Below are 25,980 nucleotides of genomic sequence, written 5' to 3'. Positions count from 1 at the left end.
GAACAGCCTGGAACCATGAGTTCCAGGCTGTATTTTGCTGATCTCTGCTATTAAATTTACTTCCTTAATTTTATAGTTGAACCTTCCATAATCTCTGAATTTCCACGAGTTCGTCTTTATCGAATTCCATCCTGTAGATATCTGGTTTAGAGGTCTTCCACAGAAACTCCAAGTCGTATTGACGGTCATAATATCCCATCATTAATGTCATAACAACCCCATGCGTTCCTATTACAACCTTCTGCCCCTGATATTCCTTCAAAATTCGTTTCAGAGCTAGGATGGCACGGTTCTGGCAAATCATGATGGATTCCCCGCCAGGTGCCGAATATTCTGGGTCCGAGAACAGCTTCTCAACAAGAGGATACAGCTCCTTATCAGGCACAATCTTATCGTCACTTACAAACACCGTTTCTCTAAGCTCTTCAAGAACGTTGACTTCTTTACCCGAAGATTGAGCTAGTTCCTCGATCGTCAGTGTAGCTCTTCGATAGGGGCTTGATACAAAATGATCTATTCCTTCATCTCTCAATAATTCGGTTATGATGTGGGCATCTAATTTACCCTTGTCCGTTAGACCGCGTGTTCTCTCGTTTCCTTCTATTTTGGGTGATTCTCCGTGTCTAACCATATATATAAAGGTTCTCATTATACTATCCTCCGCGTGGATCATCATGTTACATCACGATACTCAACTGTAATCTTCGATCAATGAGAGTTTTCCATCAGTCATCTCAAATACGGACTTACCTTCCAGCTGCAGCTTATCTCCAGCCTTCAATCCGTTAGGCAAATCCACGGCAAGAATGCCTTCATAATCAATTTTCACTTCAATTTGGTTATCTGCAGCACTATAGCTGGCAATGCTCTGACGACGACTTGAGAAAATCTGAGAGGATTGTTCTGCTAGCATTTTGAACTCTTCTACCCCTCTGGTTTCTGTATTCAACTCACCATTAGCAAAATTCCTGAAGACGATATCTTGATGCAAGAGCTGAACCATACCTGCAACATCAAATGCATTGTAAGCCTCAATATAATGTTCAATAAGTTCTCTGTTCTCTTTGCTCGTCATCCTCATACTCCTCTCATATGATAAATACTTATTTTATCGTCTTGGTGATGGTCCGCATTACAAAATCAACCACTGGAATACGGTAGCCTTCACCTAAGACCATAATTCCCGATAGGATTGTGAAATAGTTGCCGACGAGCTCTTCAAGATCTCCTTCCACAATTTCGCCCGCCTGCTGTCCCTCCCGGAATATAGGCACCAGCCGTTCGATATAAGCTTGCAGAGGATATTGTTGCATCAATTCTATTACCTTTTCTGGTACACCATCGGAATGGTTCGCCTGGTAGATCAGCATGAAGAAAGGTGTATTTCCCGGATCAAGAATATGTTCTGTTAGAAGTTTTATCTTATCTGTAGGCGATCCTGAAACGTCATAGAGGCCCTCAATGGAAGAGATCGATACTTCTATTGCACCTTGAATAAGCAACGTGAACAGTTCATCTTTCGTCGCAAAATAATGATACACCAGACCGTGGCTGACCCCCGCTTCGGCAGCGATCATACTCATCTTGGTTCCAATAATCCCCCGTCTAGCAAAAACTTTAATCGCAGCCTGAATAATTTGTTCTCTGCGCTCATCGCGTTTGTGATTTAATTGTTCTCCGCTGATAGGTGACACATCGATTCATTCCCTTGTTATAGTTTTTAGCTGAGGAAAAACGCCTTTACGGGTTGTGCCACTTGAATTGGCGAATAGTCGTTCTCAGGGGATAGGTGATGCAGCTTCGGAATCGTCATCATTTGCGTCCGCTTGATGGTATGATCCAGTTCATGAATCATGTGATGTACGGACTTTGGACTTTTCATCCCTGACATTAAGAGTATTTCTGCAGGAATTGCCTCGTATTTACGGTACGTAGATGCTAGGCGTTGCACTTCTTTATGTTCTATCAGGTTTTCCGGCAAAAGCTGCATAATTCGATTCCAGTGCTCACCGCGTATCCCGATGCGCAAGTTGAGATCTGCGAACCACTTGGGTATTCGGGATAAGAAGTTATGACTCGCGCCTTGTACGAAGGTTGTGAATGCGCCTCTATAGTCTTTTCTCCTCATGTCTTCTTCATATTCGGATAGCCAATTCCAATCAGCTGGATCCGAATGAATAACTACGCCTGGCTCATAAAGTGCTATTTTCTCAAATGTCTGATTCGCTAGGACGGTCTCCAACACGGCAAGCCCCCCATAACTGTGGCCGAACAAGTAAGTGGCCCCTGTTAAAGCCTGTATCTCCATTATATCTTCACATTCCTTGCGAATCGAGTATTCTGTGCCTTGAGGTCCACTCTCCCCGCGTCCCCGACGATCGAGGATATGGACGGTAAATGTATCGGATAGATAGCGTGCGAATGTCGTGAATTCAGCCGAAGTCGTAAGTGCACCAGGAACGACAATTAGCCCTGGGCCGTGTCCAATGCTCCGATATCCGATCTGGGTTCCATCTTGCGAAATAACGGTTGAATAGTGAAATGAATCTTTACCTAAATCCTCTTTCATCACAGTTTCCATGTTGCAAACCCTCCTTTAAACACCATTGCAGCTTTAATTTCATTTTTGATTGACTAAATCAGTCAATACAAGAATAGATCGATCTCCAACATTTGTCAATAACTAGAAAATAAATAACCCCACGCAAGCAAGTGCGTGAGGTCCAGCAATTATAATTCCTTTGTCATAAAAACACTATAGGGATCTTCAATATAATCAGCAAATGGAGAGCAGTAATGGAATCCGGAACGTTCATATAGATTCCTTGCAGCTTTAAAGGATTCCATTGAGCCCGTCTCCAGACTGAGTCTCTTATAATGACGCTGCTCAGCTACGGCAATGATATGTTCAAGGATCTGACTAGCAACGCCTTTTCTTAAATGCAAGGAAGAGGTGCGCATGGATTTGATCTCCCCATGTGTTCCATCGAGCTCTTTAAGTGCCCCGCAGCCAAGCAATTCATCTTGTTCCCATGCACTCCAGAACGTAATTTCAGATTTTTTCAACCCCTGCAGATTGAGCGCATGGACGCTTTCCGGCGGTGAGTTCTCAAACATGCCGCTCAGATGCTCCATAATTAATGCTTTTACTTTATCTCCGGTCAGGTCATCCACTCGAATCTCCACAACGATCACTCCAAATCTCAATTACTTATGCTTTTCCTTACTTCTTCCCCTGTCGCAATCGGATTGTCCGGATACGAAATCCAGTCGCTCCAGCTATGGTTTACTTATAGAATCCCGTAAACTTTCTGCTCATCCAAAAATTGATCGTTGTCCGGATCCAAATACCATTTGCCGTCCGAGGCTTTTACGAGAGCTAGCAGCACGAATTGTCTATATTGAAGGGTACCTTCGTGCGTGCTGCTCGTCAATACGCGTACATCATACACCGTTAAGATTGAATTGGAGACAGGCCAGACCTACGTGAATGATCGATGGGGTCCGTGATAATATTAGGCGCTTATTTTCCTGATCTTCAACCAAGTTGACTTCGGGGCATAAAAAACATCGCCACAGGGTATTGCCCACTGTACGATGTATTCAGAGTTGAAAAATAAAATATCCTTTTTTTTCCTACAAAAACATTTATAATCTTAATCAGACTAGGATGCTTCATTCAATTTAAACCGTCAGGAGAATAAGATGAACCTACGAAAAAGTATACCTCTTATCATATTAATAACATTTTCTTTATTCACTCTTGCTTTTAGCGTTCCAAGCAATTATCAACTGACAAACACGTCAAAGGGTCTTAGGATTGAAGTGAAGGACCGCGGGTACAGAGTTCAGGGGACTTACTTGCCTCCCGGGAAAGGAAACTGGGTCACTTACTGGCTATTTAAAGATAACTTTGAAGAGGATTTATTTTTCTTTAATACCTTGACCAAAACTGCAAAAAGAATCGCTATCAGTCGAGACATTGAAGGTGGTGTGGACAACTTCAGCGCAGAATTCATTAAGCCAATCGGGTTTTTGACTGAGGATGACTTTATTTACACTTCTGCCAGGGTTGTCTCTAATAAAGCCATTTATAGCATAAAGAGCATTCACATTCCTAGTGGCAAAGAAACAATGTTATTCGATAATGTATTAAAAAACATTCGTTTTGGCCGTGGTCCCATTTGGTTAAATAAAAACAAGGATATTCTTATGGTGGCGTCTAACATGGGGGAAATCGTTCACTATGACCTAAAAAAGCTCACATCATTCGTTATTAAAAAGAAATTTCCTGCCGAATGGCCTTATGATGCAATTTCTATTTCAAATACAGGCAACTACTTTGAAGCTTGGACTATATATGATTTGAATGGTAACGTCGTCAATAAAATACATAATCATAACCCTAATGTTACAGTACCACAGGACATTTTCAAACGATTCGATTTTGGATTAGAAGACAAGTACATTACGCGTTCATATACTTTCGACGGAAGCGAGGAACATGCGTTAGACCCTTATACTGCCGTATTCGATTGGAGTTTCGCCTCGCAAGCGATCGATATCGAGAAAATATCCGGAGAACTGGTTCGTAGGATTCAAACTAAACCTACATCGAATCAGTATGTCGAGATTTACAGTTGGCTTTCGCCCGATCAAATCGTATTGCATTATTTCAAGCTCAAACATTACGAAAATAGCGACCCGGATGTCATTGGCTCTTACTATGAAAAATACGATATTGTCTCAGGTAAGTCTGAGAATATCTCTGTACCACAGCAAAAAGAATATAACTATGAAAAGTTCTCTCTACGGAATCAGTGGGTAATCGAGATTAATCAAAACTTCGTTCAGGACAAATCAGGCAAAGTTATCAAAGATAATGCCATCATACAATATACAAAGTTTCCTCCCAAAGATGTTCGTTAAAGAAGCTTATTTGGTTTCTGCTGATTCATCGTTGATCAGTTTTATTAATTTTTTTGTTATTGATTAAAAGTTGGGGCCGAGACAGTCACATTGAGAGTGGCTATCTCGGCCCTTTGTTTCTATACAGCGCACTGTGAGGAATACGAGCGCGCATTTGGCTTAACCAGCCCTGTCAGTGCATTCAGGGGTCGCCCGTTGACTTCGAGTTGACTCCAGGGCTCGAAAAAATACAGAGCGACGGCATTCTTCGCACCGTGCCCTGTATTGGACTTCGCATACTGCTATTTGTCTTTCCGTTCTTCCTCGTCCGCCGTCGCAACCGGATTCTCACTATACGAAATCCAGTCGCTCCAGCTTCCTGCATATAACCGCACATTCTGGTATCCCGCTTCCTGCAGCGCGATCACGTTCGGACACGCCGACACACCCGATCCGCAATAGACGATTATACGCTCTGCCTGATCTGCACCAAGCTCCGCGAACCGAACTTTCTGCTCTTTTGCTGATCTCCACGTCCCCTGCTCATTCAAGGCTTCTTTCCAGAACGCATTCACCGCACCCGGAATATGACCCGCAACAGGATCAATTGGTTCGATCTCGCCGCGATACCGTGGTGCTTCTCGTGAGTCAATCAGGAGGACGTCCGGCTTCGTCATTTCTTGCCGTAACTCGTCGATATGAATGACGAAGCGATTGTCGATCTGCGGCACATAGGTTGCGGAACTTGTCGGTTCCGGTTTCTCGATGGTTGTCGGATATTCCCGAGCTACCCAAGCGCTGTATCCTCCGTCCATGATAGAAGCGCCGCCTGCATGCCCTGTGTAGTGTAAAAGCCACCATAGACGACTAGCCATCATGCCACCTTGATCATCATAGGCCACGACATGCTTCGAACCATCGATTCCGATACTGCTAAATTTGGCTGCTAGTGTATCCAGATGAGGGAGAGGATGTCTCCCGCCATGTTCGCCAACCGGAGATGACAGGTCCCGATCCAAATCCAAATAAAAAGCACCAGGCAAATGACCCTCTTCATATTGCCGCTGCCCCAAATCCGGTGCAGCTCCGCCCATCATGAACCGGCAATCAACCAAAATTACGTTCGAATCCGCTAGATGCGTATGTACCCATTCCATCGATACAATGTTACCTTGTCTCATGTTCTACCGCCTCCTTTTTGCTATAATATAACAATATCGATTTGGATAGAGGAGGTCAACGATGAACGCATTCCAAGACAACTTGCCAGCCATGCATATCGTCCCAATGACGACAACACATGCAGCAGCCGTCTGCAGTTGGGAATTCGAACCGCCATACAATATCTACGGATTCCTACCATGGGAAGAGATGCAGAAGATTGGAATCGAATTCGGAGACCCGCAGCTTCGTGATGAACAATACCGTGCGATTGAATCCCCGGACGGCGAGTTGATCGGATTCGCGCAATTTTTCCCCATGGTCGATGTCACCCGGTTAGGCATCTGTATGCGGCCCGATTTATGCGGACAAGGATTAGGAAGCCGATTTATGGATACCATTGTACAAGAAGCGATCCGTCGTGCACCGCTAGATGAGATTGATCTTGAAGTTCATAGCTGGAATAAGCGTGCAATCCGCACCTATCAGAAGGCAGGTTTTGAAATTACCGATACCTATGACAGACGTACCCCAACAGGCATCGCTGAATTCCATTGCATGGTTCTGCAAGGACATTCATCACGATAAGGCTGCTTAATGGGCATTAGTCACAAAATTGTCATTTACACCTTTTGGAATATAGTGTTACGATGGTGTATAGCTGTGGTAAATTTAAGAAGTAGCATGCAAAGGGGGCGAACATATGCAAAAGTGGATTATGAGCACATTGTTTTTCGGGGCTTGTACCTTAGCCATTGTATTGATGTTTACGTTGAACGCTGGTCCTAAAGGCGAACAAAAGCAAGAAGCGAAGATGCCTGAAGTAACTCTTGATGCAGCAGCAGCGGAAGCAACTGTGAAGAAGGCGAACTGTATTTCTTGCCACGGTAACTCCCTTGAAGGCGGCGTCGGACCGAATTTGCAAAAAATCGGAGCGCAATTGGACGAACAAAAGCTTTACAAGATTATCACTAAAGGGAAAGGCAGCATGATGCCTTCTTTTAAAGACAAGCTAAAAGAAGAAGAAATCGCGAATGTAGCTAAATGGCTCGCTGCGAAAAAATAAGAACCGCAATAAATAGAAGAAACACGCCCTGCCTCTCACCCGAGTGAGAAGTAAGACGTGTTTTTTTGTGTTCCCTGGTCGTTACGTTAGACGGATCATGGCGACAATATTCTCTCCAATGCTCACATCGATCAAATGATAATTCGAATCGTAGGTCACCTCAGCGCTACCAACCTGGATGATCTTATCTTCACCAAGCCCATAGAACACATCATCCGCCAATGCCTCGAGAACTTCCTTTCGTTCTCCTTCCCCGAGCCTCTCCCATTCCTCTACGGTCATCTCAAAAAACTCGTAGCAATCCGGAATCTGAGCGACAGCTGCCATTAAATCCACCAAAATATCTGCATATTCTCTGCCGTGTTTAACTCCCATGAACCTCACTCCATTTCTAACGTTGTCCTGTCCCAGCACAATTCCTTCTTTATTATACCTAAATTTTTTGGCTAAAGCTGACGATAAATAGTATATTACAACTCTTTACCGCCCAATTTGGCGACTAGCGTCGAAAACTAAGGATGGTACCTATTTTATTCTCATGGATGAGGTGTGCTCGTGGAAAAATCAACAATTATCGGTATTATTTTAGGAATTGCTGCGATTACGATCGGGATGGTATTAAAAGGTGCACCCCTGGATGCGCTCTACAACCCAGCTGCCTTTATGATTATTTTCGTAGGTACAGCAGCATCGATATTTATGGCCTTCCCTATGTCGGAGCTCGCGAAAGTACCGAAACTTTTTAAAATCATTTTCAAAAAACAGCAAATGATTGACCGGACAGAATTGATCCGTCTTTTCACAGAATGGGCAAGCATCACACGTCGTGAAGGTCTGCTCGCGCTGGAAGCAAAGGTCGAAGAGATCGATGATGACTTCATGCGTAACGGCATGCGAATGATCATCGATGGGAACGAACAAGATTTCGTGCGTGATGTCTTGATGGAGAACATCAATGCAACCGAGACGCGCCACCGTGCAGGAGCTCTGATCTTCGCACAAGCGGGGATGTACGCACCGACACTCGGGGTACTCGGAGCCGTTATCGGACTGATCGCCGCATTATCGGATATGTCCTCCATGGAGCATCTAACTCATGCGATTGCTGCTGCGTTTATCGCAACGCTATTAGGTATTTTTACCGGATATGTCATCTGGCATCCCCTAGCGAACAAATTAAAGCGTCTATCTGAGCGTGAAATTCAAGTGCGGTTAATGATGGTTGAAGGTCTACTCTCCATCCAATCTGGTGTATCTACGATCGCGATCGGCCAGAAGCTAGCTGTATTCCTAACTCCTGCAGAACGCGTGAAAATGGAGGAAAAGGAGGAATCCGGCGGTGAGCAAAAAGAGTAGAAAGGCCCATCACGATGAACATATTGATGAATCCTGGCTCATTCCTTATGCCGATATTCTAACCCTATTGCTCGCGCTGTTTATCGTTCTCTACTCGATGAGTGCTGTCGATGCGAAGAAATTCGAAGAGATGAGCCAAGCCTTCAGTGCCGCTTTTAGTGGCAGTACGGGCATCTTAGATCAGACCTCCGTCATCAAGTCAGGACCTGCGAACGGCAAGAAAGATAAAGAGGACAAGAACACAGGGAATGTTGATATCAAAGATAAAGATAAGATGGCGGCTATGAAGCAAGAAGAAGAGAACATGGCCAAAATCAAAAAGAAGCTGGATCAATATATTCAAGAGAATAATTTGACGTCACAGCTCAGTACCAAGCTCAATCAGTCACAGCTCATGATAACGATTAGCGATACAGCACTCTTCTCTTCAGGAAGCGCGGCCGTCAAGCCGGAATCTCGTAATCTAGCCGTGACCATGGCGGACATGCTAGAGCAATTCCCAGGCTATGAGATCATTATCGCGGGGCATACGGATAATCAACCGATCTCCAATTCAGAGTTTGAGTCCAACTGGGAGCTCAGCTCCACCCGGGCTTCGAAATTCATGAAGATTCTATTGCAGAATCCGAAGCTGGATCCGAAATTGTTCAGTGTTATCGGTCAAGGAGAATATCACCCTGTGGCGAGCAACGCGACAGTCGAAGGACGGGCACAGAACCGCCGGGTTGAAATCTCGATCATGCGGAAGTTCGTGAACAACGAGGACACGAAGAGCATTACCGTGAAAAAGTGAATAACAAAAGGCGCTTCGATGAACGAAGCGCCTTCCTTTTACCCAAAACAGCTATTAGCCTAATTGGTATTGCAGAGTCTGTCCAAGAACTGCCTTCTCTTCCGGTGTTAAATCACGCCATGTGCCGACTCGTTGGGAACCCAGATGAATATTCATAATCCGAATGCGGCGCAGCTTTCTCACTTCATATCCGAATGCTTGGCACATTCTTCGAATCTGGCGGTTTTTCCCTTCCGTTAGGATGACCCGGAACTCCCGCTCGCTAATCCGCGTTACTGTACACGGCAGTGTCATCGCGCCTAGAATCCGCACGCCGCTCGCCATCCCTTGTAGGAATTGAGGAGTAATCGGGCGGTTCACAGTCACAATATACTCCTTCTCATGCCGTCCTTCTGCCCGTAAAATCCGATTCACAATATCCCCGTCATTCGTGAGCAGAATCAGCCCTTCCGAGTCCTTGTCCAATCGACCAATCGGGAATATCCGTTCCTTATGATTAATAAAATCAACAATATTTCCCGGGACATGGGACTCCGTCGTACATGTGATGCCCACAGGCTTATTCAACAGAATGTAGACATGTTTGCTTGCATCTGCAATCGGCCGGCCATTAACACGAACATCATCGCCCATTTCAGCCTGGCTTCCTAATTCTGCAACAACCCCATTAATCGTTACCTTACCGTCGGCGACCAATTTATCCGCTTCACGCCGCGAACAAAATCCGGTCTCACTAATAAACTTATTAATTCGCACTGCCATTCACCTCAAAAATCTTAAATCAACCCATCGGATTGTCTAGCTGCACTTCATATAATACAGGCAATAGGATCGTTACAGTCGTGCCTTCATTCACTACACTCGTAATCTCCATTGTACCCTTGTGATTATGAATAATACGCTGACTCACCATCAGACCGAGCCCCGTTCCAGTTTCCTTATCCGTATAGAACGGCTGACCCAGCTTGGAGATATTCTCCTCTGGAATCCCATGCCCATGGTCGATAATTTGCACACGTACATCCTTCTCATTCCAAATCTCGGTAATTAACTTAATCGTACCCCCAGACGGCATGGCTTCAAATGCATTTTTGAAAATATTGATGAACACCTGCTTCAAATGGTTTTCTTCACACTCAATCACACAAGGCTCTGGCGTAAAATGCGTATCAAAATGAATATTCACCATATTCGCCTGACTATCTAGAAGGGAGATCACATCCCCTAGTATAAACCGTACATCCTTCTTCTGAAAGTGTACCGCCTGCGGTTTGGCTAAAATTAAGAACTCGCTCACGATTAGATTAATTCGATCCAATTCCGATAGCATAATATCCGTATGATTGAGGTTTAATACTTTCTTCTGCTGCTGGAATTGCAGGAAGCCTCGAAGGGTAGTTAGCGGATTGCGAATTTCATGCGCTACCCCTGCCGCCAGCTGACCAACGGTTGTGAGCTTCTCCGAACGTCGAAGCAGCTCTTCCATCTTCTTATGCTCCGTAACATCCCGGGTAATGCTAGCAAAAGCGATACAATTCCCATTCTCGTCATAGATGGCTGAGGTCGATACACTAACATCAACAAGCCGTCCATCTTTGGTCATTCGCTGTGTCTCACGAGCCATTAGGTTCTTCCCAGATACGAGCCAGTTCATTACCCGTTCCTCTTCCTCTTGTCTCGACTCCGGTATAATCGTTAGATGCTTCCCGATAATCTGCTCCGTATTCCATCCGAAGAGCTGCTGGAAGGCGTAATTCGCCAGAATCACTCGACCCTCTAGATCCACCACATGGATCGCATCCGCGGTCTGGTTAATGAAGGATTCCAAATATTCTTTCATCGCTCGGTTCTCTTCATAGGTCTGCTGCAGCTGATTGGTATAGATACTCAGGTTACGCGCCATCATATTAATCCGCCTTGCGAGAAGCCCCAGCTCGTCTTTACTCTTAATTTTGAGCCGAGCACCGAAGTGACCGTTCGCCACATCATTGACCTTATCCAAAATCGATTGAACGGGACGAATCATTCGGCCTGCGATCAAATAACTCGTAATAATCATAATCTCAAGCAGTACAATGGAAATCGCGATATAATTTACAAGCTGTTCATTTAATACACTAGAGATCATTTTATAATCCATCACGATACTGATCAAGTAAGAGTCATCATCCGACACGGGAATGAAACTTTTAATGACATGTTCTCCGTTAATTTCTGCTTCGTAGCTAATATATTCTCCACGAGCCGCCTTCTGTACGTACTCGATATCATTGATTGGATCCACGTAAGTATAACTACCGAATTTGATGGGTTGTTCCGAATGAAAATAGCCCACACGATCCTCGAGAGGGTTCGACAAATCCAGTGCTGATGCGAGTCTGAACAATCGAGGATCTAGGCCTGTCACTTCAAGAATATTCGGATTAGCCTCGATCGTCTTGCGAACAATCTCATCCATATCGGAAATTCGTTTGTAATCTTTCAGATCACTCTCTAACATATATGTACAAATAATATAGTTGCGCTTACCATCCTCATAGAAGCTTCGCTTATCCGTGAGATCTGTTCTAGCACTGGTGTTGAACGGGGCGGGCCAGAATCTCTCCAACGGCTTATCGTTCTTAAGATCGGCTGTATGAATAAATTGTTGGAAGGCAGGATACCCGTAGTACCAATTATTTGCCACGAGACCCATGTCTGATAAATTCGAGGAACGCTGAATAACCATCTCTCCGCGAGTAGGAGCTAGGAGTGCAATATGCGAAATGCCAAGCCTTCGGCTGAGCTGCTTCAGGTCCTCATTGCGGATCCGATGAATATCAGGGTCAAGTTCGCGCGCTACCGCAATCGAAGCCATATATAGCTTCTCACTAATAAGTTGCTCAACATAATCAGCCCCCGTTCGCGCCTGTTCGAACTCTAACGCAATTTGCTTAGCGGTGGCATTCATTTTATTCTTACTGTCTTCGCGCATATTCTCCTTGGTAGAAAAATAACTGAGTACGATATTGAACAACATAATAGCGATCAACGTGCTTGATATAATGAGAGATAATTTCACTTTAATCGACAAAGTTCACTCCACCTTATAACTCATCGGGTAGGTTAAATCTGGATGATGTTCCCTTTAATAATAACCCCTTCCACTCTATTTGGCAAAGAACAAATGTTCAAACTTGATAACCAAGGGATAATTTCCTACAATAGATTCTATGTTATTCACATTTTACACACAGTTCTGTGGATGATTTGGATAATATGTGTATAAGTCTGTGTACAACACGCTAGTTATCCACAGATTTGTGCACATCATGTTAACAACGAATAAATGTTCGTCGAACAAATCGCAGGAGGACCTACCCCATGCATGAAAATACTTACCATTACTGGATGCGCGAGGCGATTCAAGAGGCGCAGAAGGCCGAAGCCATCGGCGAAGTGCCGATCGGTGCGGTTGTCGTCTGGCAGAATCAAATTATTGGTCGCGGTTATAATCTGCGCGAGACGACCTTCGATGCGACAGCCCACGCCGAATTAATCGCGATTCGACAAGCTAGTGAGAAACTTGGCGCATGGCGTCTGCTCGACTGCACACTCTATGTGACACTAGAACCTTGTCCGATGTGCGCAGGCGCGATTGTACAAGCCAGGGTTCCCACGGTGGTCTACGGGACGACGGATCCCAAAGCAGGATGCGCTGGGACGCTGATGAACCTATTGCAAGAACCGAGGTTCAATCATCGGACTGAGGTCATCGATGGCATCGCACAAGAAGAATGCGCTGCCCTGTTAACGAATTTCTTTCGGAAGCTGAGAAAAAATAAAGTGAAGGACGAGATCTAAAAGTGCATGTTCAAAAAGGCGGCATTTCAGCACGAAGAAGGTTGTGAGAATCTGAAGAAGGAGGAACGGAGTTTAGGCAAAACCTAAATGAGTACCGGACTTCGAAGGTGAACGCAAGATTCGATGTCGATTATGCTTCTTGAATGACTTCGTGATCAAATGATGACATTTTGAACAACCTCTAAAAGTTATCCACTTGTGGATGAGACCATTTTGCGTTATAATGCATACAATAATTTCAGATCGGAATTATGCCGATGAAGAGACTCCAACTCTGAGGCGTTTGCGACAAGAGTTCCAGGTCACCCCTCATGAACTCCCTAAGTTAACCGGTCACCGCTCCGTTATCGCGGTACCAAAGTGGATTTGCAGCTGCCTTACGACAGAAGCGAATCAAGTTGGGTGGCACCGCGAGCACAGCGCTCCTCGTCCCAATCGGATGAGGGGCGCTTTTTGTGTTTTTACCACAATAACGCGTTAGCGGAAGGAGACCACCCACATGTTAGACATTCAATTTATTCGAGACCATGCAGAGCAGCTGCAACAAGTCGCAGACCAGAAAGGCATCGCCGTATCGATTGCGGCGGTGCTGGAAGCTGACGCGCGGAGGCTCGACTTGCTCCAGCAAGTCGAAGCGCTACGGCGCGCACGCAACACGCTCGCCCAGCAGGGCGCGAGCGTTGACCGCGCATCGAGCGAAGCGATGCGCCTTACGGCCGAAGCACGGCAGCAAGGCGCCGTGCTGAAGGCACTCGAACGCGAGCTGCGCGATGCGTTCGAAGCCTGGCACGAGCTGATGCTGCTCGTGCCGAACCTGGCGTCGCCCGCCACGCCCGTGGGCGTGAGCGACGCCGACAACATCGAAGTGAAACGGGTCGGCATAGCCCCCCGTTTCGACTTCGATGCGAGAGATCACACCGCCCTCGGCGAGGCGTGTGATCTCCTCGATCTCGCGCGCGGCGTCAAGGTCGCCGGCACGCGCCAGTACTTCCTGCGCGGCGCGGGGCTCAGCCTGCACCGCGCCGTGCAGCAGCTCGCCCTCGATCTCCTGACGGATCGAGGCTTCACTGCGATGGACGTCCCGCTGCTCGCACGCGAGGACGCCATGACGAACACCGGCTTCTTCCCAGGTGGCCGCGATCAGAGCTATGCCGTACCGGAGGACAACGCCTGGGTCGTCGGTACCGGTGAGGTCCCGCTCGTCTCGTATTACAGCGACGAGATCGTCGATGTCACTGAGCCCATTCGACTTGCAGCGGTGTCGAACTGTTTCCGCCGCGAAGCTGGTTCGGCTGGACGCGACGTGCGCGGTCTCTATCGCGTGCATCAATTCGCAAAGGTCGAACAGGTTGTCATCTGCAAGAACGACCTCCACTTGGCCGAATCGATCCTGCACGATATGATGCACAATAGCGAGGAGTTACTTCAGCTGCTCGAGCTGCCATACCGCATTGTCGCCGTATGCACGGGAGATATGGGGCAGAAGAATTATCAGCAATACGATATCGAGACGTGGATGCCAAGCCGGAATGCTTACGGTGAGACCCATTCGGCTTCGAGCTTGCTCGATTTCCAGGCTCGCCGCTCGCGAATCCGATTCATGGATGAACAAGGCAAACCTCAATTCTGCTACACGCTGAACAATACGATGGTGGCTACACCGCGCATTCTAATCCCGCTCCTTGAGAACCATCAACGCGAAGACGGCTCGATTCGCATTCCTGCTGCGCTGCAGCCTTATATGCGCGGTATGACCGAGATTCGTCCAACCATTAACCTCTAATAGAAAGAAACAGCTGCTAGCCCACCTGAAGTGGACAGCAGCTGCTCTGATAGACGACAAAAAAATCCGCCCGAGGCTCGGGCGGATTTCTCTATTATTGTGCACCAACGCCAGCGCCGCCGAACATTTGTGCAAGCTCATCCATCGGAATTGCATCTGGTGGAGGCGTTCCGATCTTGAAGTTTGGTTTGCCGTTAATGTTCGAATACTCTGAAGTTACCTTCGCGTTTACTTTTACAGTCGATCCTTCTGCTGTTACATCAACATTGATGTTCGCTTCTTGATAAGCAGGGAACTGATCTTTGTTCACAGCTGTAACAACGTTCAGATCATTGATCTTGAAGCCCTTCTTGATCTCAGCAAGCGCTTCTTTCAGCTTCGCTTCATCTGTCAGGTCCTTCTTCGCTGCTGCGATATCTTCTGCTTTCAAGCTTGGGATCACGTCTTTATACTTATCGCTTGCGAGCAAATCAAGTACTTGCGGCACAACGTCCTTCGCAAGAACCGTAATACCTTGCTCCAAGTTCTCATTGTTGATGGCAAGCTTCACGATTTGCTTCGCTTCTACACCTTCAGGCAATGTGACAGACTTCGCATCAAGCTCTTGGAAGAATGTTTTGCCATCGAATTTCTCGAATAAGATCTTCATAATATCCATCGATAGCTCTTGCGATTTCGCTGTATCAAATGTTGGAACCGTCGTTTCACCCGCTTGTTCAGCAAGCTTCTTCATATCGATCTCAACGAATTTGCCAACCAAATTCTCTGGCATTGGAATCATTGGGATACTCGGAATCTTCACCCACATTTTTTCTTTCGTGAGTACGATCGGCATGTTCAGCGTGAAGGATGCATCACCTTTAATCGTCAGATCCACATTCATTTCCATTTGCATTGGATCTTTCTGATAAGCACCTGTCACTGTAACCTGAGCATTCTTCAACATATTATAGACCATGCCCACTTCCGGATTCGCTGTAAGCTCCGGACTGGATACGTTCAGATCATTTAAAATAAATGACGCCTTGAAATCATAAGATTTCATTTTCGCAGCATTATCCATTGCAGCTTGAAGTGCTTCCTTCGGATCTTTCTTTGCCCCACAACCGGATAATACGAGCATGACTGCAAGCATACCCATCACGACGGACATCCATAACTTCCTGTTCAAATCAATTTCCCCCTCAATCCATAGAAAAATTACATACCGTACTATCATAGTACATTTTCCATGAATTGCAAACGGTTTTCTGTAATATTTTCAAAATATTCTCATTTGGTGCTTTTATCCTAGTGGATATCCTTCTTCTTAAATCGTCCGCCACTTACATCATGAATGTTACCAATCGCGAGGAAGGCCGACGGGTCTAATTCCTGTACAATGGTTTTTAATTTGGCTTCTTCTAGACGCGTAATAACGGCGAAAATAACTTTCTTATTATCACCAGAGAATCCACCTTCCCCGTTGAGGTAAGTTACGCCCCGTCCCAAGCGGCTGAGGAGCGCTTCACCAATCTCACGATGACTATCACTAATGATCCAGACCGATTTCGACTCGTCGAAACCTTCAATAGTCGTGTCCATCATCTTATAAGCAACGAAATACGCAATTAGAGAGTACATGGCACGATCCCAGTCGAATACAAGCCCTGCACTACTAAGAATAAAGAGGTTGAAGAACATAACAATCTGACCGACAGAGAACGGCAGCTTCTTATTGAGTAGAATTGCTACGATCTCTGTACCGTCCAAGGAACCGCCGAACCGAATAACAAGTCCGACGCCGATTCCGAGCAGGATACCTCCGAATACTGCTGCGAGCAATGGGTTATCTGTAAAGGATGGCGAATGGTGGAACAACATAGTACCAGCCGACATCACGGCAACTCCAAGTAATGTGGATAGTGCAAAAGTCTTACCTATCTGCTTATATCCAAGGAATAAGAACGGTAAGTTGAGGACGAATAAGAAGAGACCTAACTTAAATCCAGTAATATGTGACAAAATAATCGAAATCCCTGTAATCCCGCCATCGACAATATTGTTGGGCACGAGGAAGAACTCTAGGGCGACGGCCATTAATATGGCACCAATCAAAATAAATACGACACGCTTCAAAATAATCGACAGTGGTGTTCTCAAATGTTTACGTGTGGACTGCGCTGCAACTGCGCTTGCTTGTTCTTGCATCAAATTTCCCCTTTTTGTCTTGAACTGATTCTATTCAATTCAATTAGTTTAGTTACTATACTATTTATTATATAAGATATCTGCAAAATAAAAAACCTTAAATCTAAAATTAATTAGAAATAAGGTCTTTTTTTGTATTTGATTTAACTTAAACGTTCCTATGTTTTCGTAAAAATGCTATCCTTGCGGATTATTGTGACTCACATGATTATGTTGTTTTGTTTTTTTCGATCCGGATAACGGTTCTTGTTGACCTGTGCCATTGTCAGCTTGATGGTGACGTTCTTTCTGCTGTGCTTCAGGAACAGGTATTGCTTTCGATTTGGCCATCTTGTTGTACCTCCCTATTATAGATGCTCGGTATCCGTCGTGTTGTCATGATTCAAGGCATCCTGATGACGCCGATCATTGCGGTCTTGCTGCTGCTGCTGAGCTTGATGACTGTTCACTGCTGTCTGATTCAAATCATCCACAACATTGCTTAGATTTTTATCCACACTGCCTTTGGCTTTCGTCATGATGCTGCCCCCTTGATCCTATTCATTGGTTGATGAGGTTCAATGCTCATGGGTAATGTCGTGAAGCGCTTGTGCACATTCATGAATATTGCGTGTATACGTCTGAGCCATTTCCTGAATCACCTGTGTGCGCTCATCGACAGACACGCCATCACGTTCGACATCCACCAGATCCACTCTTACTTCTCTCGAGTCCACATAGGCGCATTGAAAATCGAATGTATACATTTGTCGTCCTGCAGCCTCAATATGGATACGCAGCCCTTGCGGATTGGCTCCGTCAGGCTCTATCTGCGCATGATCACCTTCTTGCAGTGTTGTTGGCAACGTCTGCTGCCAAGCATTTACCAATTGATCCTGGTTAACCGATATCGGTTCATTATTCTGCATATATGGCACCTCCTACTTACGTACACCCATTATTCTGTGAAGGGAGGATATCTTTTATACGCAAAATAACCCCACAACGTGGGGCATTGGCTTCGAAGTCGATTCAGATACTTTGCGGGGACCCCGGAAAAATAAAAAAGACCCTAACATCGATGATCGACGCTAGAGTCTGCTTATGTTATAAGTATGGCGGAGAGGGTGGGATTCGAACCCACGTGGGCTTGCACCCTAACGGTTTTCAAGACCGCCCCGTTATGACCACTTCGGTACCTCTCCAGATAAAATCTTTTCGTGACAAAAAAGATCTTACCATAGGATGCCCCTAAAAAGCAAGTCCTATTTTTTAGAGATGACTTCTAGGCCGCCCATATAAGGCTGAAGTACAGCAGGAATGCGCACACTGCCGTCCGCTTGCTGATAATTCTCAAGAATTGCAGCTACCGTACGACCGAGGGCAAGACCCGATCCGTTCAATGTATGCACGAACTCTGGTTTGCCTTTCGCATCGCGGCGGAACCGGATATTCGCACGACGTGCTTGGAAATCCTCAAAGTTCGTACACGAAGAAATTTCACGGTACATATTGCTCTCAGGAAGCCAGACTTCCAGATCATACGTCTTCGCCGATGCAAAACCAATATCCACTGTACATAACGTCAATACACGGTATGGCAACTCAAGCAATTGTAGTACCTTCTCCGCATTTTGAGTGAGATCCTCTAGCGCTGCATAGGAATCTTCCGGTTTCACAAGCTTCACAAGCTCCACCTTGTTGAATTGGTGCTGACGAATCAATCCACGCGTATCGCGGCCCGCAGAACCTGCTTCGGAACGGAAACATGCACTGAACGCAACGAACTTCTTCGGCAAATCCTCCACATTCAGAATCTCTTCACGGTGAATATTCGTCACAGGCACTTCAGCCGTTGGAATTAAATAATAATCCGTATCACGAAGCTTGAATAGATCCTCTTCGAACTTCGGCAATTGGCTCGTACCAATCAGGCTCTCGCGGTTTACAATGTAAGGCGGTAGAATTTCTTCATAACCGTGCTGATCACTATGTAAATCCATCATAAAGTTCAGTAGAGCCCGTTCAAGACGTGCGCCAAGTCCTTTATAGAATACAAAGCGTGAGCCAGTTACTTTCGCTGCTGCTTCGAAATCTAGAATACCTAAGTCTTGTGCAACATCCCAATGCGCCTTCGGCTCGAAATCGAACTTCGCAGGCTCAGACCATCTACGAATCTCAACATTATCTTCTTCAGAAGCCCCTACAGGTGTTGCATCGCTCGGGATATTAGGAATCGCAAGCGTTAGCTCTGTGATCTTCTCATCGAGTACCCGTACTTCTTCATCCAGCTCCTTGATGCGGTCCGATACTTCACGCATTTCAAGGATCAAGTCATCTGCATTCTCGCGCGCTTTCTTCAATCTTGCTACTTCTTGCGATACCACATTCCGACGATTCTTAAGGGTCTCGCTCTCTTGCAGTAATTCACGGCGACGAACATCAAGCGCTGGAAATTCAGCGATCAAATCAAGCGATTTACCGCGATTTCTAAGCGCCTCTTCCACGCGTCCGAATTCATTTCGTAAAATTTTTACATCTAACAAATGTTTTCCCTCCAATGAAAACACCTTAACCCTTGTGAAAAAGAGTCAAGGTGTTATTTACCTTATGGATTATCGTTCTACAACAGCAGATTCTTTAATCATACCCAGGAAATATTCATGCAGACGTACATCGTCCGTCAGCTCTGGATGATACGAAGCTGCTAGCAAGTGGCCTTGCCGTGCTGTTACAATCTCTCCATTAAATGTGGATAGTACATCCACCTCTGGACCAACCTGCGTAATGAGCGGCGCACGGATGAATACGGCACGGATCGGCTCGTCAATACCTTGAACAGGTAAATCCGTCTCAAAGCTCTCGCGTTGACGACCGAAGGCATTACGCGCAACAGTCATATCCATTAATTCGAGATGCGCCCCGTCTTGTCCTTCAATTCGCTTCGCGAGAACAATAAGTCCTGCACAAGTTCCGAAAATCGGCTTGCCTTGCTCCGAGAAACTGCGAACCGCATCGATAAAGTCATACTTGCGCATTAATTTACCGATTGTTGTGCTCTCGCCGCCTGGAATGATCAAGCCGTCCAGCTCGTCCAGTTGCTCCACGCGCTTTACACTTACGCCTGTCGCACCTGCTTGTTCGATACTGCGAATATGTTCAGCTACAGCTCCCTGCAGCGCTAATACGCCAACCTTCATTGCAAGTCCCTTCCTTCTTACCAGCCGCGATCTTGCATGCGCTCGGATGCGCTCAATTTCGAGATTTCGATCCCTTTCATCGGCGTACCAAGGTTCTTGGACACTTCAGCGATCAACTTGTAGTCTGTGTAATGTGTTGTTGCTTCAACAATCGCACGTGCGAAACGCTCCGGGTTGTCGGATTTGAAGATCCCCGATCCAACGAATACACCGTCTGCACCGAGGTGCATCATAAGCGCTGCATCGGATGGTGTCGCAACGCCGCCTGCTGCGAAGTTAACAACTGGCAATTTACCAGTCTCATGCACATCAAGCAATAGATCATAGGATACACCTAAATTTTTCGCTTCAGCATACAGCTCGTCCTTGGACAAGTTTTGTACTTTACGAATTTGGCTGTTGATCAGACGCAAGTGACGTACCGCTTCAACGATGTTGCCTGTTCCTGGCTCACCTTTCGTACGAAGCATCGATGCGCCTTCGCCTACTCGACGAAGTGCTTCGCCAAGGTCTTTGGCGCCACATACGAATGGGATTGTGAATTCTTTCTTATTAATATGGAAAACTTCGTCCGCAGGTGTTAACACTTCGGACTCATCAATATAGTCAGCACCTAGTGCTTCTAATACTCTTGCTTCAACATAATGCCCGATACGTGCTTTCGCCATAACTGGGATAGATACCGTCTTTACAACTTCTTCAAAGATGGTTGGATCCGCCATACGAGCGACTCCGCCTGCTGCACGAATATCCGAAGGAACGCGTTCAAGTGCCATAACTGCTACTGCACCTGCCGCTTCAGCGATTCTTGCTTGCTCAGCATTCATGACGTCCATAATGACGCCGCCTTTTTGCATTTCTGCCATACCTCTTTTTACACGAGATGTTCCTGTTTCCATTATGCTCTGCCCCCCGAAATATATTAAATCATGGATTTATACGGATCGATACAGCTCTTTGAAGAATGCATGAATCTAACAAAATATTTTACAGTATGCACTTGAAATAGACAACCATCTAGCTCGGAATTCAGGCAAATTAGAACAGATTTTTAATTCCAGCGAACAAGTCCTTGAAGAAGTCGCCAATAGCACGGAAGAATAGGCGCAACCATCCGCCCTTTTCCACGTCTTCTGACGCGACAAGATTCACAGTCTTCTTCTGATCGCCTTTATCCGATTTGAACGTATAAGTGATCTCTCCGACTTTCTGACCCTTCTTAATTGGGGCTACCAATGTATCGTCCATTTTCGTTGTAAACGTCACGTTATCGATATTGGCACCCTTCGGTACAACAAAGCTCACAGCCGACTCTGTTACCGCTCCGACCTCAGTTGATTTACCTTTCTTCAACTTCGCTTTGTCTGCGCCTGGAACGACCGATTTCGGCGCTACCGCTTGCTTCACTTCGAAGTTATTGAAGCCGTAATCAAGCACTTTTTTCGACTCGATAAATCGCTTTGGTTCGGTCTTCGTTCCCATGACAACACTGATCAGACGCATGCCGTTACGTGTCGCAGTACCTGCAAAGCAGTAACCAGCTTGAGATGTATGACCTGTCTTCAGACCGTCTAATCCCGGATAAGCATAACGCTTAAAGGACGGAATGGAGGCATTAGATTCAAGCATCCAGTTATAGTTAATGATCGGCGCTTTATCACGTTCACGGAATTTATAAGATTGAATCGTTGTGAACTTGGAGAAATCCGGATGGTCTTCGACAATATGCTGTGCTAACTTCGCGATATCACGAGCCGACACAACGGTCTCGCGATCTTCTGACGGGCGGTATTTCTCCGGCATATCTGCACGGCTTAATCCCGTCGAGTTAATGAAGTATGCTGTTTTCATCCCCATTTTTTGCGCTGTTTCATTCATTAGCTTAACAAATTCTTGTTCAGAGCCGGCTACCCGTTCGGCTAACGCAACCGTTGCATCATTCGCAGATCCAACCGCCATCGCGATGAAAAGCTGTTCTACTGTATGTTGATCCCCTTGGGCAAGGAAAATACGCGATCCTTTGGTTAATGAAGCATTCTCACTTGTTGTAACAACTTCGTCCCATTTGAGTTTGCCTTGCTTCACTTGCTCTTGAACAATATACTCAGTCATCATCTTCGTCATACTCGCCGGCGGCAAAGCCACGTCTGAGTTAATATCCACGAGTAACTGACCTGTCGAAGCTTCCATCAAAATCGCTGACTTCACTTCAAGATTCAACGATTCAGCAGTAGGCATTTTCGTATTTGCAGACGTAATTTCCTTCGTGAGCGACTGCGTTGTTGTTGTTGTCGTCTTCTTCTCACCTTCCGCGAAGATCGCACCCGCAGGTGCAAGCGCTCCACATAGAAGTTGGAAACCTAGGAATATAGCAATCGTCTTTTTTAATATTTGACGTTTTTTATGATCACGTGACTTGTTATTATTCATCTCTTTCAAAACAGGTAAGTCTCCTCTCATGCACTAGCACAAATAATATAAATTAATAAACCTATAAATCATTGTAACACACGCCTATGCCCAAAAAAAAGACAGGCAGAGTAGGAACTCTGCCTGTGAGATTTAGACTTATAAAATTTGGTAAAATCGAACCATTACACCGAGTAGTTCGGCGCTTCTTTCGTAATCTGTACATCATGTGGGTGGCTCTCACGAAGACCCGCGCCTGTAATCCGAACGAATTGTGTATCGTTCTTCAATTCCTCAATTGATGCAGTACCGCAGTAGCCCATTCCTGCACGCAGACCACCCATAAGTTGGTGAATCGTATCTGCTAATGGCCCTTTGTAAGCAACACGACCTTCAATACCTTCTGGAACGAGCTTCTTCTCGTTTTCTTGGAAGTAACGGTCTTTACTGCCTTCTTTCATCGCACCGAGTGAACCCATTCCGCGGTATACTTTGTAGCTGCGGCCTTGGTAGATTTCTGTCTCGCCTGGGCTTTCTTCTGTACCTGCGAATAGGCTTCCGAGCATTACCGCCGTTGCGCCAGCACCTATTGCTTTTACAATCTCACCGGAATATTTGATCCCACCATCTGCAATAATTGGAATACCGTATTCACGAGCAACCGTTGCGCAATCATAAACTGCAGTTACTTGTGGAACACCAATCCCTGCGATTACACGCGTTGTACAGATCGAACCTGGACCGATACCGACTTTGACAACGGATGCACCAGCTTCGATCAATTCGCGTGTACCTTCGCCTGTTGCAACGTTCCCTGCGATGATTGTTAGATCAGGATAGAGTTCGCGAAGCTTACGAACCGCTTCAACGATGTTAATGTGATGTCCGTGTGCTGAATCCACTGTAATCACGTCCGCACCTGCTTGAACAAGTGCTTCTGTCCGTTCAAATGTATCTTTCGAGATTCCAACCGCTGCCCCTACTAGCAGGCGACCTTGTGCATCTTTTGCAGCGCGTGGGAATTGAATGGCTTTCTCAATATCTTTAATCGTAATGAGGCCTTTAAGGGTATTCGTCTCATCTACAATCGGAAGCTTCTCAATTTTGTGCTTCTGAAGGATGCCTTCTGCTGCTTGAAGGGTTGTACCCACCGGTGCCGTTACCAAGTTCTCACGTGTCATCACTTCATTGATTTTGATCGCAAAGTCATGTACGAAACGTAAATCGCGATTTGTTAAGATCCCGACTAACTTATTATTTTCATCGACGATCGGAACACCAGATATACGATATTTTGCCATCAATGCTTCCGCATCGTAGACGTGGTGATCAGGAGTAAGCGAGAATGGGTTGGTAATAACGCCGCTCTCGGAACGTTTAACACGGTCCACTTCTTCCGCTTGTTGTGCAATCGTCATATTTTTATGAATAATCCCAATACCGCCCTCACGTGCCATCGCAATAGCGAGCGCAGCTTCCGTTACTGTATCCATACCTGCACTAATTAGAGGAATGTTCAATTTCACCGATTTACTGAGCGATACAGAAATATCAACCTCACGCGGTAGCACCTCTGACTTTCGAGGCACCAACAACACATCATCAAAAGTTAATCCTTCTTTAGCAAATTTCGTTTCCCACACCGGATAGTTCCTCCCTTAAATCTGTATTTTTAAGTATTGCCGTCAAATATTATTGTTCATCTTAGCAAAGGGGGTATGGGCTGTCAAGGAATCCGAAATAGTCATATAATTCAGTTATTTGTAGTTATATTTACACTTCGAATTCCACAGCAAAAACTGATGAATCCCTTGTCCCTCTAACGCTTTAACTTGCTGAATTACCTCACTCTCCCCGTACGAGCGATGAGAGCGCATCCATGTGGCAGTAAAATTCTGCAACCATGGTCTGATCTCCGCTGGATCGTTAGCGGATCGTTGATATCCAGGTTGAGAAGCGATGACTTGCTCTGAATTCGAAGCTGTGATCTCGTCATTTCGCTTCTTCGCATCGATCATGGCATGCCGAATGACGCTTCCAGGTGCCAAATCAGGATGGGTGATCCCATAGACTCCACTGGAATAGTGCGAAGGATACGTCATTGGGGAGATGTAGTCTACTTCGCTTGCAATTTGTTCCCACACTTGACCAATGCCCATATCATTCTTCTCGGAAGTGACCAGTCCGAATACATCTGCCGACACATAGGCGCCTGCAGCATGGATCGCAGGCCGTGCGCGATGGAGGAATTGACGAATGGCCTCCGCACGAGTCCGTCCTTGCTGATTAGTAAAGGCGACTTCCTGCTTCACTCGTCTTGCATTGTCCGGGAACCTCACATAATCGAATTGAATTTCATCAAAGCCGAACCGCGCAGCTTCAACTGCAACTGCAATATTATAATCCCATGTCTTCTCTAAGTAAGGATCCAGCCATGCTGTCCCTTTGACATCATGCCATACGGCTCCATTCTTCTTATGTAATGCCCATTCTGGCTTTCTCTTGGCGAGGTAAGGATCTTTAAAAGTGACGATACGGCCAATCGTATAAATTTGTTTGGCTTTCAGCCGATTGAGCAGAGCGCGAATATCTTGAATGGCAGGGTTAGCATCCGCACCAATCTCTTTCACAAGTGGAATGGAAGACGTATATGTTAATCTTCCTTCATCGGCCTTCACATCAATGACAAGTGTGTTCAAATCGGTCCGATCTAACAGTCCAATCATTCGATTGAGTGCTTTATTACTCCCAGCAACCCATCCAGAAACGTAGATTCCCCGGGCATGAATTTTCTTCGGCAGCTTATGTGCCAATACATGTTGAGCTTGTTCGGGTGTATAAGAAGAATATGTCCCTTGAGATTGAGCCGTTTGTGCGTTCTTTTGCGATAGAGCTGCTGAAGATTGACAACTGGTTAGAATCATTGCCAGTCCAAGAAGATTTAAGAGCAACTTGAGTTGATTTGGCATGTCTTCCACCTCCTACCCCGTAGTATGGGCGTAAATCCCTGCAATCTTGAATGGGGGTTGAAGGATATTCAGGTAAAAAATACATATATAGTCCCGCAAAGTGGTGTCTTAGCTTGATGTCGAATCTGATACTTTGCAGGGACCCCGAATAAACACAAAAAAAGACCACCTTCGAGAATTAAATCTCAAAAGTGGTCTTTAGCTGCTTGGCATCGTCCTACTCTCCCAGGACCCTGCGGTCCAAGTACCATCGGCGCTAGAGGGCTTAACGGTCGTGTTCGGGATGGGTACGCGTGGAACCCCTCCGCCATCGACACCAAACG

28 protein-coding genes, 1 tRNA gene and 1 rRNA gene are annotated in these 25,980 nt (G+C 45.8%); 7 read left to right on the top strand and 23 right to left on the bottom strand.

Annotated elements, in window-relative coordinates:
- Window positions 1–70: 70 nt before the first annotated feature.
- The 6 genes from C558_RS0126515 to C558_RS34035 all read right to left on the bottom strand — a co-directional run bounded on the left by C558_RS0126515 (window position 71) and on the right by C558_RS34035 (window position 3,452).
- Window positions 71–649 carry a histidine phosphatase family protein gene (locus C558_RS0126515; RefSeq protein WP_018759328.1) on the bottom strand — a complete coding sequence of 193 codons (579 nt, stop codon included), beginning with the start codon at window positions 647–649 and terminating at the stop codon, window positions 71–73.
- Between the two features lie 42 nt (window positions 650–691).
- Window positions 692–1,075, bottom strand: a complete 384-nt coding sequence (locus tag C558_RS0126510) for a nuclear transport factor 2 family protein (RefSeq protein WP_018759327.1) — start codon at window positions 1,073–1,075, stop codon at window positions 692–694.
- A gap of 28 nt (window positions 1,076–1,103) precedes the next feature.
- Entirely contained in the window at window positions 1,104–1,694 is a 591-nt protein-coding gene (locus C558_RS0126505; protein ID WP_018759326.1) for a TetR/AcrR family transcriptional regulator, read from the bottom strand.
- Window positions 1,695–1,720: 26 nt separating this feature from the next.
- A complete protein-coding gene (locus C558_RS31985; RefSeq protein WP_018759325.1) occupies window positions 1,721–2,581 on the bottom strand; it encodes an alpha/beta fold hydrolase in 861 nt (286 codons plus the stop codon).
- A gap of 149 nt (window positions 2,582–2,730) precedes the next feature.
- Window positions 2,731–3,186, bottom strand: coding sequence for a GNAT family N-acetyltransferase (locus tag C558_RS0126495; RefSeq protein WP_018759324.1), 456 nt, complete (start codon window positions 3,184–3,186; stop codon window positions 2,731–2,733).
- A 104-nt stretch (window positions 3,187–3,290) separates the two neighbouring features.
- Window positions 3,291–3,452 carry a hypothetical protein gene (locus C558_RS34035; RefSeq protein ID WP_156826280.1) on the bottom strand — a complete coding sequence of 54 codons (162 nt, stop codon included), beginning with the start codon at window positions 3,450–3,452 and terminating at the stop codon, window positions 3,291–3,293.
- 253 nt (window positions 3,453–3,705) lie between these two features.
- On the opposite strand from C558_RS34035, the gene C558_RS0126485 reads away from it, so the two are divergent.
- Window positions 3,706–4,929: a hypothetical protein gene (locus tag C558_RS0126485; RefSeq protein ID WP_018759322.1), complete on the top strand. Its 1,224-nt coding sequence runs from the start codon at window positions 3,706–3,708 to the stop codon at window positions 4,927–4,929.
- Between the two features lie 281 nt (window positions 4,930–5,210).
- Here C558_RS0126485 and C558_RS0126480 read toward each other — a convergent pair whose 3' ends face one another.
- The gene (locus C558_RS0126480; protein WP_018759321.1) at window positions 5,211–6,089 is read right to left on the bottom strand and encodes a sulfurtransferase; all 879 of its coding nucleotides are present in this window, start codon (window positions 6,087–6,089) and stop codon (window positions 5,211–5,213) included.
- Window positions 6,090–6,150: 61 nt separating this feature from the next.
- Here C558_RS0126480 and C558_RS0126475 point away from each other — a divergent pair, with 61 nt between their 5' ends.
- Together C558_RS0126475 and C558_RS0126470 are read left to right on the top strand one after the other, a co-directional pair.
- Window positions 6,151–6,657 carry a GNAT family N-acetyltransferase gene (locus tag C558_RS0126475; protein WP_018759320.1) on the top strand — a complete coding sequence of 169 codons (507 nt, stop codon included), beginning with the start codon at window positions 6,151–6,153 and terminating at the stop codon, window positions 6,655–6,657.
- A 115-nt stretch (window positions 6,658–6,772) separates the two neighbouring features.
- A complete protein-coding gene (locus C558_RS0126470; RefSeq protein WP_018759319.1) occupies window positions 6,773–7,135 on the top strand; it encodes a c-type cytochrome in 363 nt (120 codons plus the stop codon).
- Window positions 7,136–7,216: 81 nt separating this feature from the next.
- Here the strand turns inward: C558_RS0126470 and C558_RS0126465 are convergent, their stop codons facing one another.
- Window positions 7,217–7,510, bottom strand: a complete 294-nt coding sequence (locus C558_RS0126465; RefSeq protein ID WP_018759318.1) for a hypothetical protein — start codon at window positions 7,508–7,510, stop codon at window positions 7,217–7,219.
- A 180-nt stretch (window positions 7,511–7,690) separates the two neighbouring features.
- Here C558_RS0126465 and motA point away from each other — a divergent pair, with 180 nt between their 5' ends.
- Window positions 7,691–8,491 carry a flagellar motor stator protein MotA gene (gene motA, locus C558_RS0126460; protein WP_018759317.1) on the top strand — a complete coding sequence of 267 codons (801 nt, stop codon included), beginning with the start codon at window positions 7,691–7,693 and terminating at the stop codon, window positions 8,489–8,491.
- The gene (motB, locus tag C558_RS0126455) at window positions 8,475–9,284 is read left to right on the top strand and encodes a flagellar motor protein MotB (RefSeq protein ID WP_018759316.1); all 810 of its coding nucleotides are present in this window, start codon (window positions 8,475–8,477) and stop codon (window positions 9,282–9,284) included. Before motA ends, motB begins: the two co-directional genes overlap by 17 nt.
- Window positions 9,285–9,338: 54 nt before the next feature.
- On the opposite strand, the gene C558_RS0126450 is transcribed toward motB, so the two are convergent.
- Both C558_RS0126450 and C558_RS0126445 read right to left on the bottom strand, forming a co-directional pair.
- A complete protein-coding gene (locus C558_RS0126450) occupies window positions 9,339–10,040 on the bottom strand; it encodes a pseudouridine synthase (RefSeq protein ID WP_018759315.1) in 702 nt (233 codons plus the stop codon).
- A 25-nt stretch (window positions 10,041–10,065) separates the two neighbouring features.
- Window positions 10,066–12,357 (bottom strand): PAS domain S-box protein, encoded by a 2,292-nt coding sequence (locus tag C558_RS0126445; protein WP_018759314.1) that lies wholly within the window; start codon window positions 12,355–12,357, stop codon window positions 10,066–10,068.
- Window positions 12,358–12,647: 290 nt separating this feature from the next.
- Here C558_RS0126445 and tadA point away from each other — a divergent pair, with 290 nt between their 5' ends.
- A complete protein-coding gene (gene tadA, locus C558_RS0126440; RefSeq protein WP_018759313.1) occupies window positions 12,648–13,127 on the top strand; it encodes a tRNA adenosine(34) deaminase TadA in 480 nt (159 codons plus the stop codon).
- A gap of 499 nt (window positions 13,128–13,626) precedes the next feature.
- Window positions 13,627–14,910, top strand: a complete 1,284-nt coding sequence (serS, locus tag C558_RS0126435) for a serine--tRNA ligase (protein WP_018759312.1) — start codon at window positions 13,627–13,629, stop codon at window positions 14,908–14,910.
- Window positions 14,911–15,004: 94 nt separating this feature from the next.
- On the opposite strand, the gene C558_RS0126430 is transcribed toward serS (C558_RS0126435), so the two are convergent.
- From C558_RS0126430 to rrf, 13 genes are all read right to left on the bottom strand, one after another.
- Window positions 15,005–16,081: a DUF6612 family protein gene (locus tag C558_RS0126430; protein WP_026264154.1), complete on the bottom strand. Its 1,077-nt coding sequence runs from the start codon at window positions 16,079–16,081 to the stop codon at window positions 15,005–15,007.
- A gap of 119 nt (window positions 16,082–16,200) precedes the next feature.
- Window positions 16,201–17,100, bottom strand: a complete 900-nt coding sequence (locus C558_RS0126425; protein ID WP_018759310.1) for a YitT family protein — start codon at window positions 17,098–17,100, stop codon at window positions 16,201–16,203.
- Between the two features lie 177 nt (window positions 17,101–17,277).
- Window positions 17,278–17,430 (bottom strand): small acid-soluble spore protein P, encoded by a 153-nt coding sequence (locus C558_RS0126420; RefSeq protein WP_018759309.1) that lies wholly within the window; start codon window positions 17,428–17,430, stop codon window positions 17,278–17,280.
- Between the two features lie 17 nt (window positions 17,431–17,447).
- Complete coding sequence (locus C558_RS34350; protein WP_018759308.1) at window positions 17,448–17,618, bottom strand: hypothetical protein; 171 nt, start codon at window positions 17,616–17,618, stop codon at window positions 17,448–17,450.
- A 39-nt stretch (window positions 17,619–17,657) separates the two neighbouring features.
- Window positions 17,658–18,008: a hypothetical protein gene (locus C558_RS0126410; RefSeq protein ID WP_018759307.1), complete on the bottom strand. Its 351-nt coding sequence runs from the start codon at window positions 18,006–18,008 to the stop codon at window positions 17,658–17,660.
- A 187-nt stretch (window positions 18,009–18,195) separates the two neighbouring features.
- A tRNA-Ser gene (locus tag C558_RS0126405) sits at window positions 18,196–18,284 on the bottom strand.
- Between the two features lie 60 nt (window positions 18,285–18,344).
- Window positions 18,345–19,625 carry a serine--tRNA ligase gene (serS, locus tag C558_RS0126400; protein WP_018759306.1) on the bottom strand — a complete coding sequence of 427 codons (1,281 nt, stop codon included), beginning with the start codon at window positions 19,623–19,625 and terminating at the stop codon, window positions 18,345–18,347.
- A gap of 69 nt (window positions 19,626–19,694) precedes the next feature.
- Window positions 19,695–20,279 (bottom strand): pyridoxal 5'-phosphate synthase glutaminase subunit PdxT, encoded by a 585-nt coding sequence (gene pdxT, locus C558_RS0126395; protein WP_018759305.1) that lies wholly within the window; start codon window positions 20,277–20,279, stop codon window positions 19,695–19,697.
- A 17-nt stretch (window positions 20,280–20,296) separates the two neighbouring features.
- Window positions 20,297–21,181 carry a pyridoxal 5'-phosphate synthase lyase subunit PdxS gene (gene pdxS, locus C558_RS0126390; protein WP_211220804.1) on the bottom strand — a complete coding sequence of 295 codons (885 nt, stop codon included), beginning with the start codon at window positions 21,179–21,181 and terminating at the stop codon, window positions 20,297–20,299.
- Between the two features lie 136 nt (window positions 21,182–21,317).
- Window positions 21,318–22,709 carry a D-alanyl-D-alanine carboxypeptidase family protein gene (locus tag C558_RS0126385; protein WP_026264153.1) on the bottom strand — a complete coding sequence of 464 codons (1,392 nt, stop codon included), beginning with the start codon at window positions 22,707–22,709 and terminating at the stop codon, window positions 21,318–21,320.
- Between the two features lie 164 nt (window positions 22,710–22,873).
- Window positions 22,874–24,331 (bottom strand): IMP dehydrogenase, encoded by a 1,458-nt coding sequence (gene guaB / locus C558_RS0126380; protein ID WP_018759302.1) that lies wholly within the window; start codon window positions 24,329–24,331, stop codon window positions 22,874–22,876.
- A 114-nt stretch (window positions 24,332–24,445) separates the two neighbouring features.
- On the bottom strand, window positions 24,446–25,657 hold the full coding sequence (locus C558_RS0126375) for a putative glycoside hydrolase (protein ID WP_018759301.1): 1,212 nt from the start codon (window positions 25,655–25,657) through the stop codon (window positions 24,446–24,448).
- Between the two features lie 204 nt (window positions 25,658–25,861).
- A 5S ribosomal RNA gene (rrf, locus tag C558_RS0126370) occupies window positions 25,862–25,978 on the bottom strand.
- Window positions 25,979–25,980: the final 2 nt, after the last annotated feature.

This window comes from Paenibacillus terrigena DSM 21567 (assembly GCF_000374845.1).
Taxonomy (GTDB): Bacteria; Bacillota; Bacilli; order Paenibacillales; family Paenibacillaceae; genus Paenibacillus_K; species Paenibacillus_K terrigena.
This window is presented reverse-complemented; position numbering and strand designations above follow the sequence as displayed.

What these genes read in the sequence shown, in the direction of transcription:
- C558_RS0126470 (WP_018759319.1), top strand. Translation starts at nt 6,773, where the DNA reads ATGCAAAAGTGGATTATGAGCACATTGTTTTTCGGGGCTTGTACCTTA.
- C558_RS0126515 (WP_018759328.1), bottom strand. Translation starts at nt 649, where the DNA reads ATGAGAACCTTTATATATATGGTTAGACACGGAGAATCACCCAAAATA.
- C558_RS31985 (WP_018759325.1), bottom strand. Translation starts at nt 2,581, where the DNA reads ATGGAAACTGTGATGAAAGAGGATTTAGGTAAAGATTCATTTCACTAT.
- C558_RS0126385 (WP_026264153.1), bottom strand. Translation starts at nt 22,709, where the DNA reads ATGAATAATAACAAGTCACGTGATCATAAAAAACGTCAAATATTAAAA.
- pdxT (WP_018759305.1), bottom strand. Translation starts at nt 20,279, where the DNA reads ATGAAGGTTGGCGTATTAGCGCTGCAGGGAGCTGTAGCTGAACATATT.
- serS (WP_018759312.1), top strand. Translation starts at nt 13,627, where the DNA reads ATGTTAGACATTCAATTTATTCGAGACCATGCAGAGCAGCTGCAACAA.
- C558_RS0126485 (WP_018759322.1), top strand. Translation starts at nt 3,706, where the DNA reads ATGAACCTACGAAAAAGTATACCTCTTATCATATTAATAACATTTTCT.
- C558_RS0126465 (WP_018759318.1), bottom strand. Translation starts at nt 7,510, where the DNA reads ATGGGAGTTAAACACGGCAGAGAATATGCAGATATTTTGGTGGATTTA.
- C558_RS0126425 (WP_018759310.1), bottom strand. Translation starts at nt 17,100, where the DNA reads ATGCAAGAACAAGCAAGCGCAGTTGCAGCGCAGTCCACACGTAAACAT.
- C558_RS0126375 (WP_018759301.1), bottom strand. Translation starts at nt 25,657, where the DNA reads ATGCCAAATCAACTCAAGTTGCTCTTAAATCTTCTTGGACTGGCAATG.
- C558_RS0126410 (WP_018759307.1), bottom strand. Translation starts at nt 18,008, where the DNA reads ATGCAGAATAATGAACCGATATCGGTTAACCAGGATCAATTGGTAAAT.
- C558_RS0126510 (WP_018759327.1), bottom strand. Translation starts at nt 1,075, where the DNA reads ATGACGAGCAAAGAGAACAGAGAACTTATTGAACATTATATTGAGGCT.
- tadA (WP_018759313.1), top strand. Translation starts at nt 12,648, where the DNA reads ATGCATGAAAATACTTACCATTACTGGATGCGCGAGGCGATTCAAGAG.
- C558_RS0126480 (WP_018759321.1), bottom strand. Translation starts at nt 6,089, where the DNA reads ATGAGACAAGGTAACATTGTATCGATGGAATGGGTACATACGCATCTA.
- C558_RS0126475 (WP_018759320.1), top strand. Translation starts at nt 6,151, where the DNA reads ATGAACGCATTCCAAGACAACTTGCCAGCCATGCATATCGTCCCAATG.
- C558_RS0126420 (WP_018759309.1), bottom strand. Translation starts at nt 17,430, where the DNA reads ATGGCCAAATCGAAAGCAATACCTGTTCCTGAAGCACAGCAGAAAGAA.
- C558_RS34350 (WP_018759308.1), bottom strand. Translation starts at nt 17,618, where the DNA reads ATGACGAAAGCCAAAGGCAGTGTGGATAAAAATCTAAGCAATGTTGTG.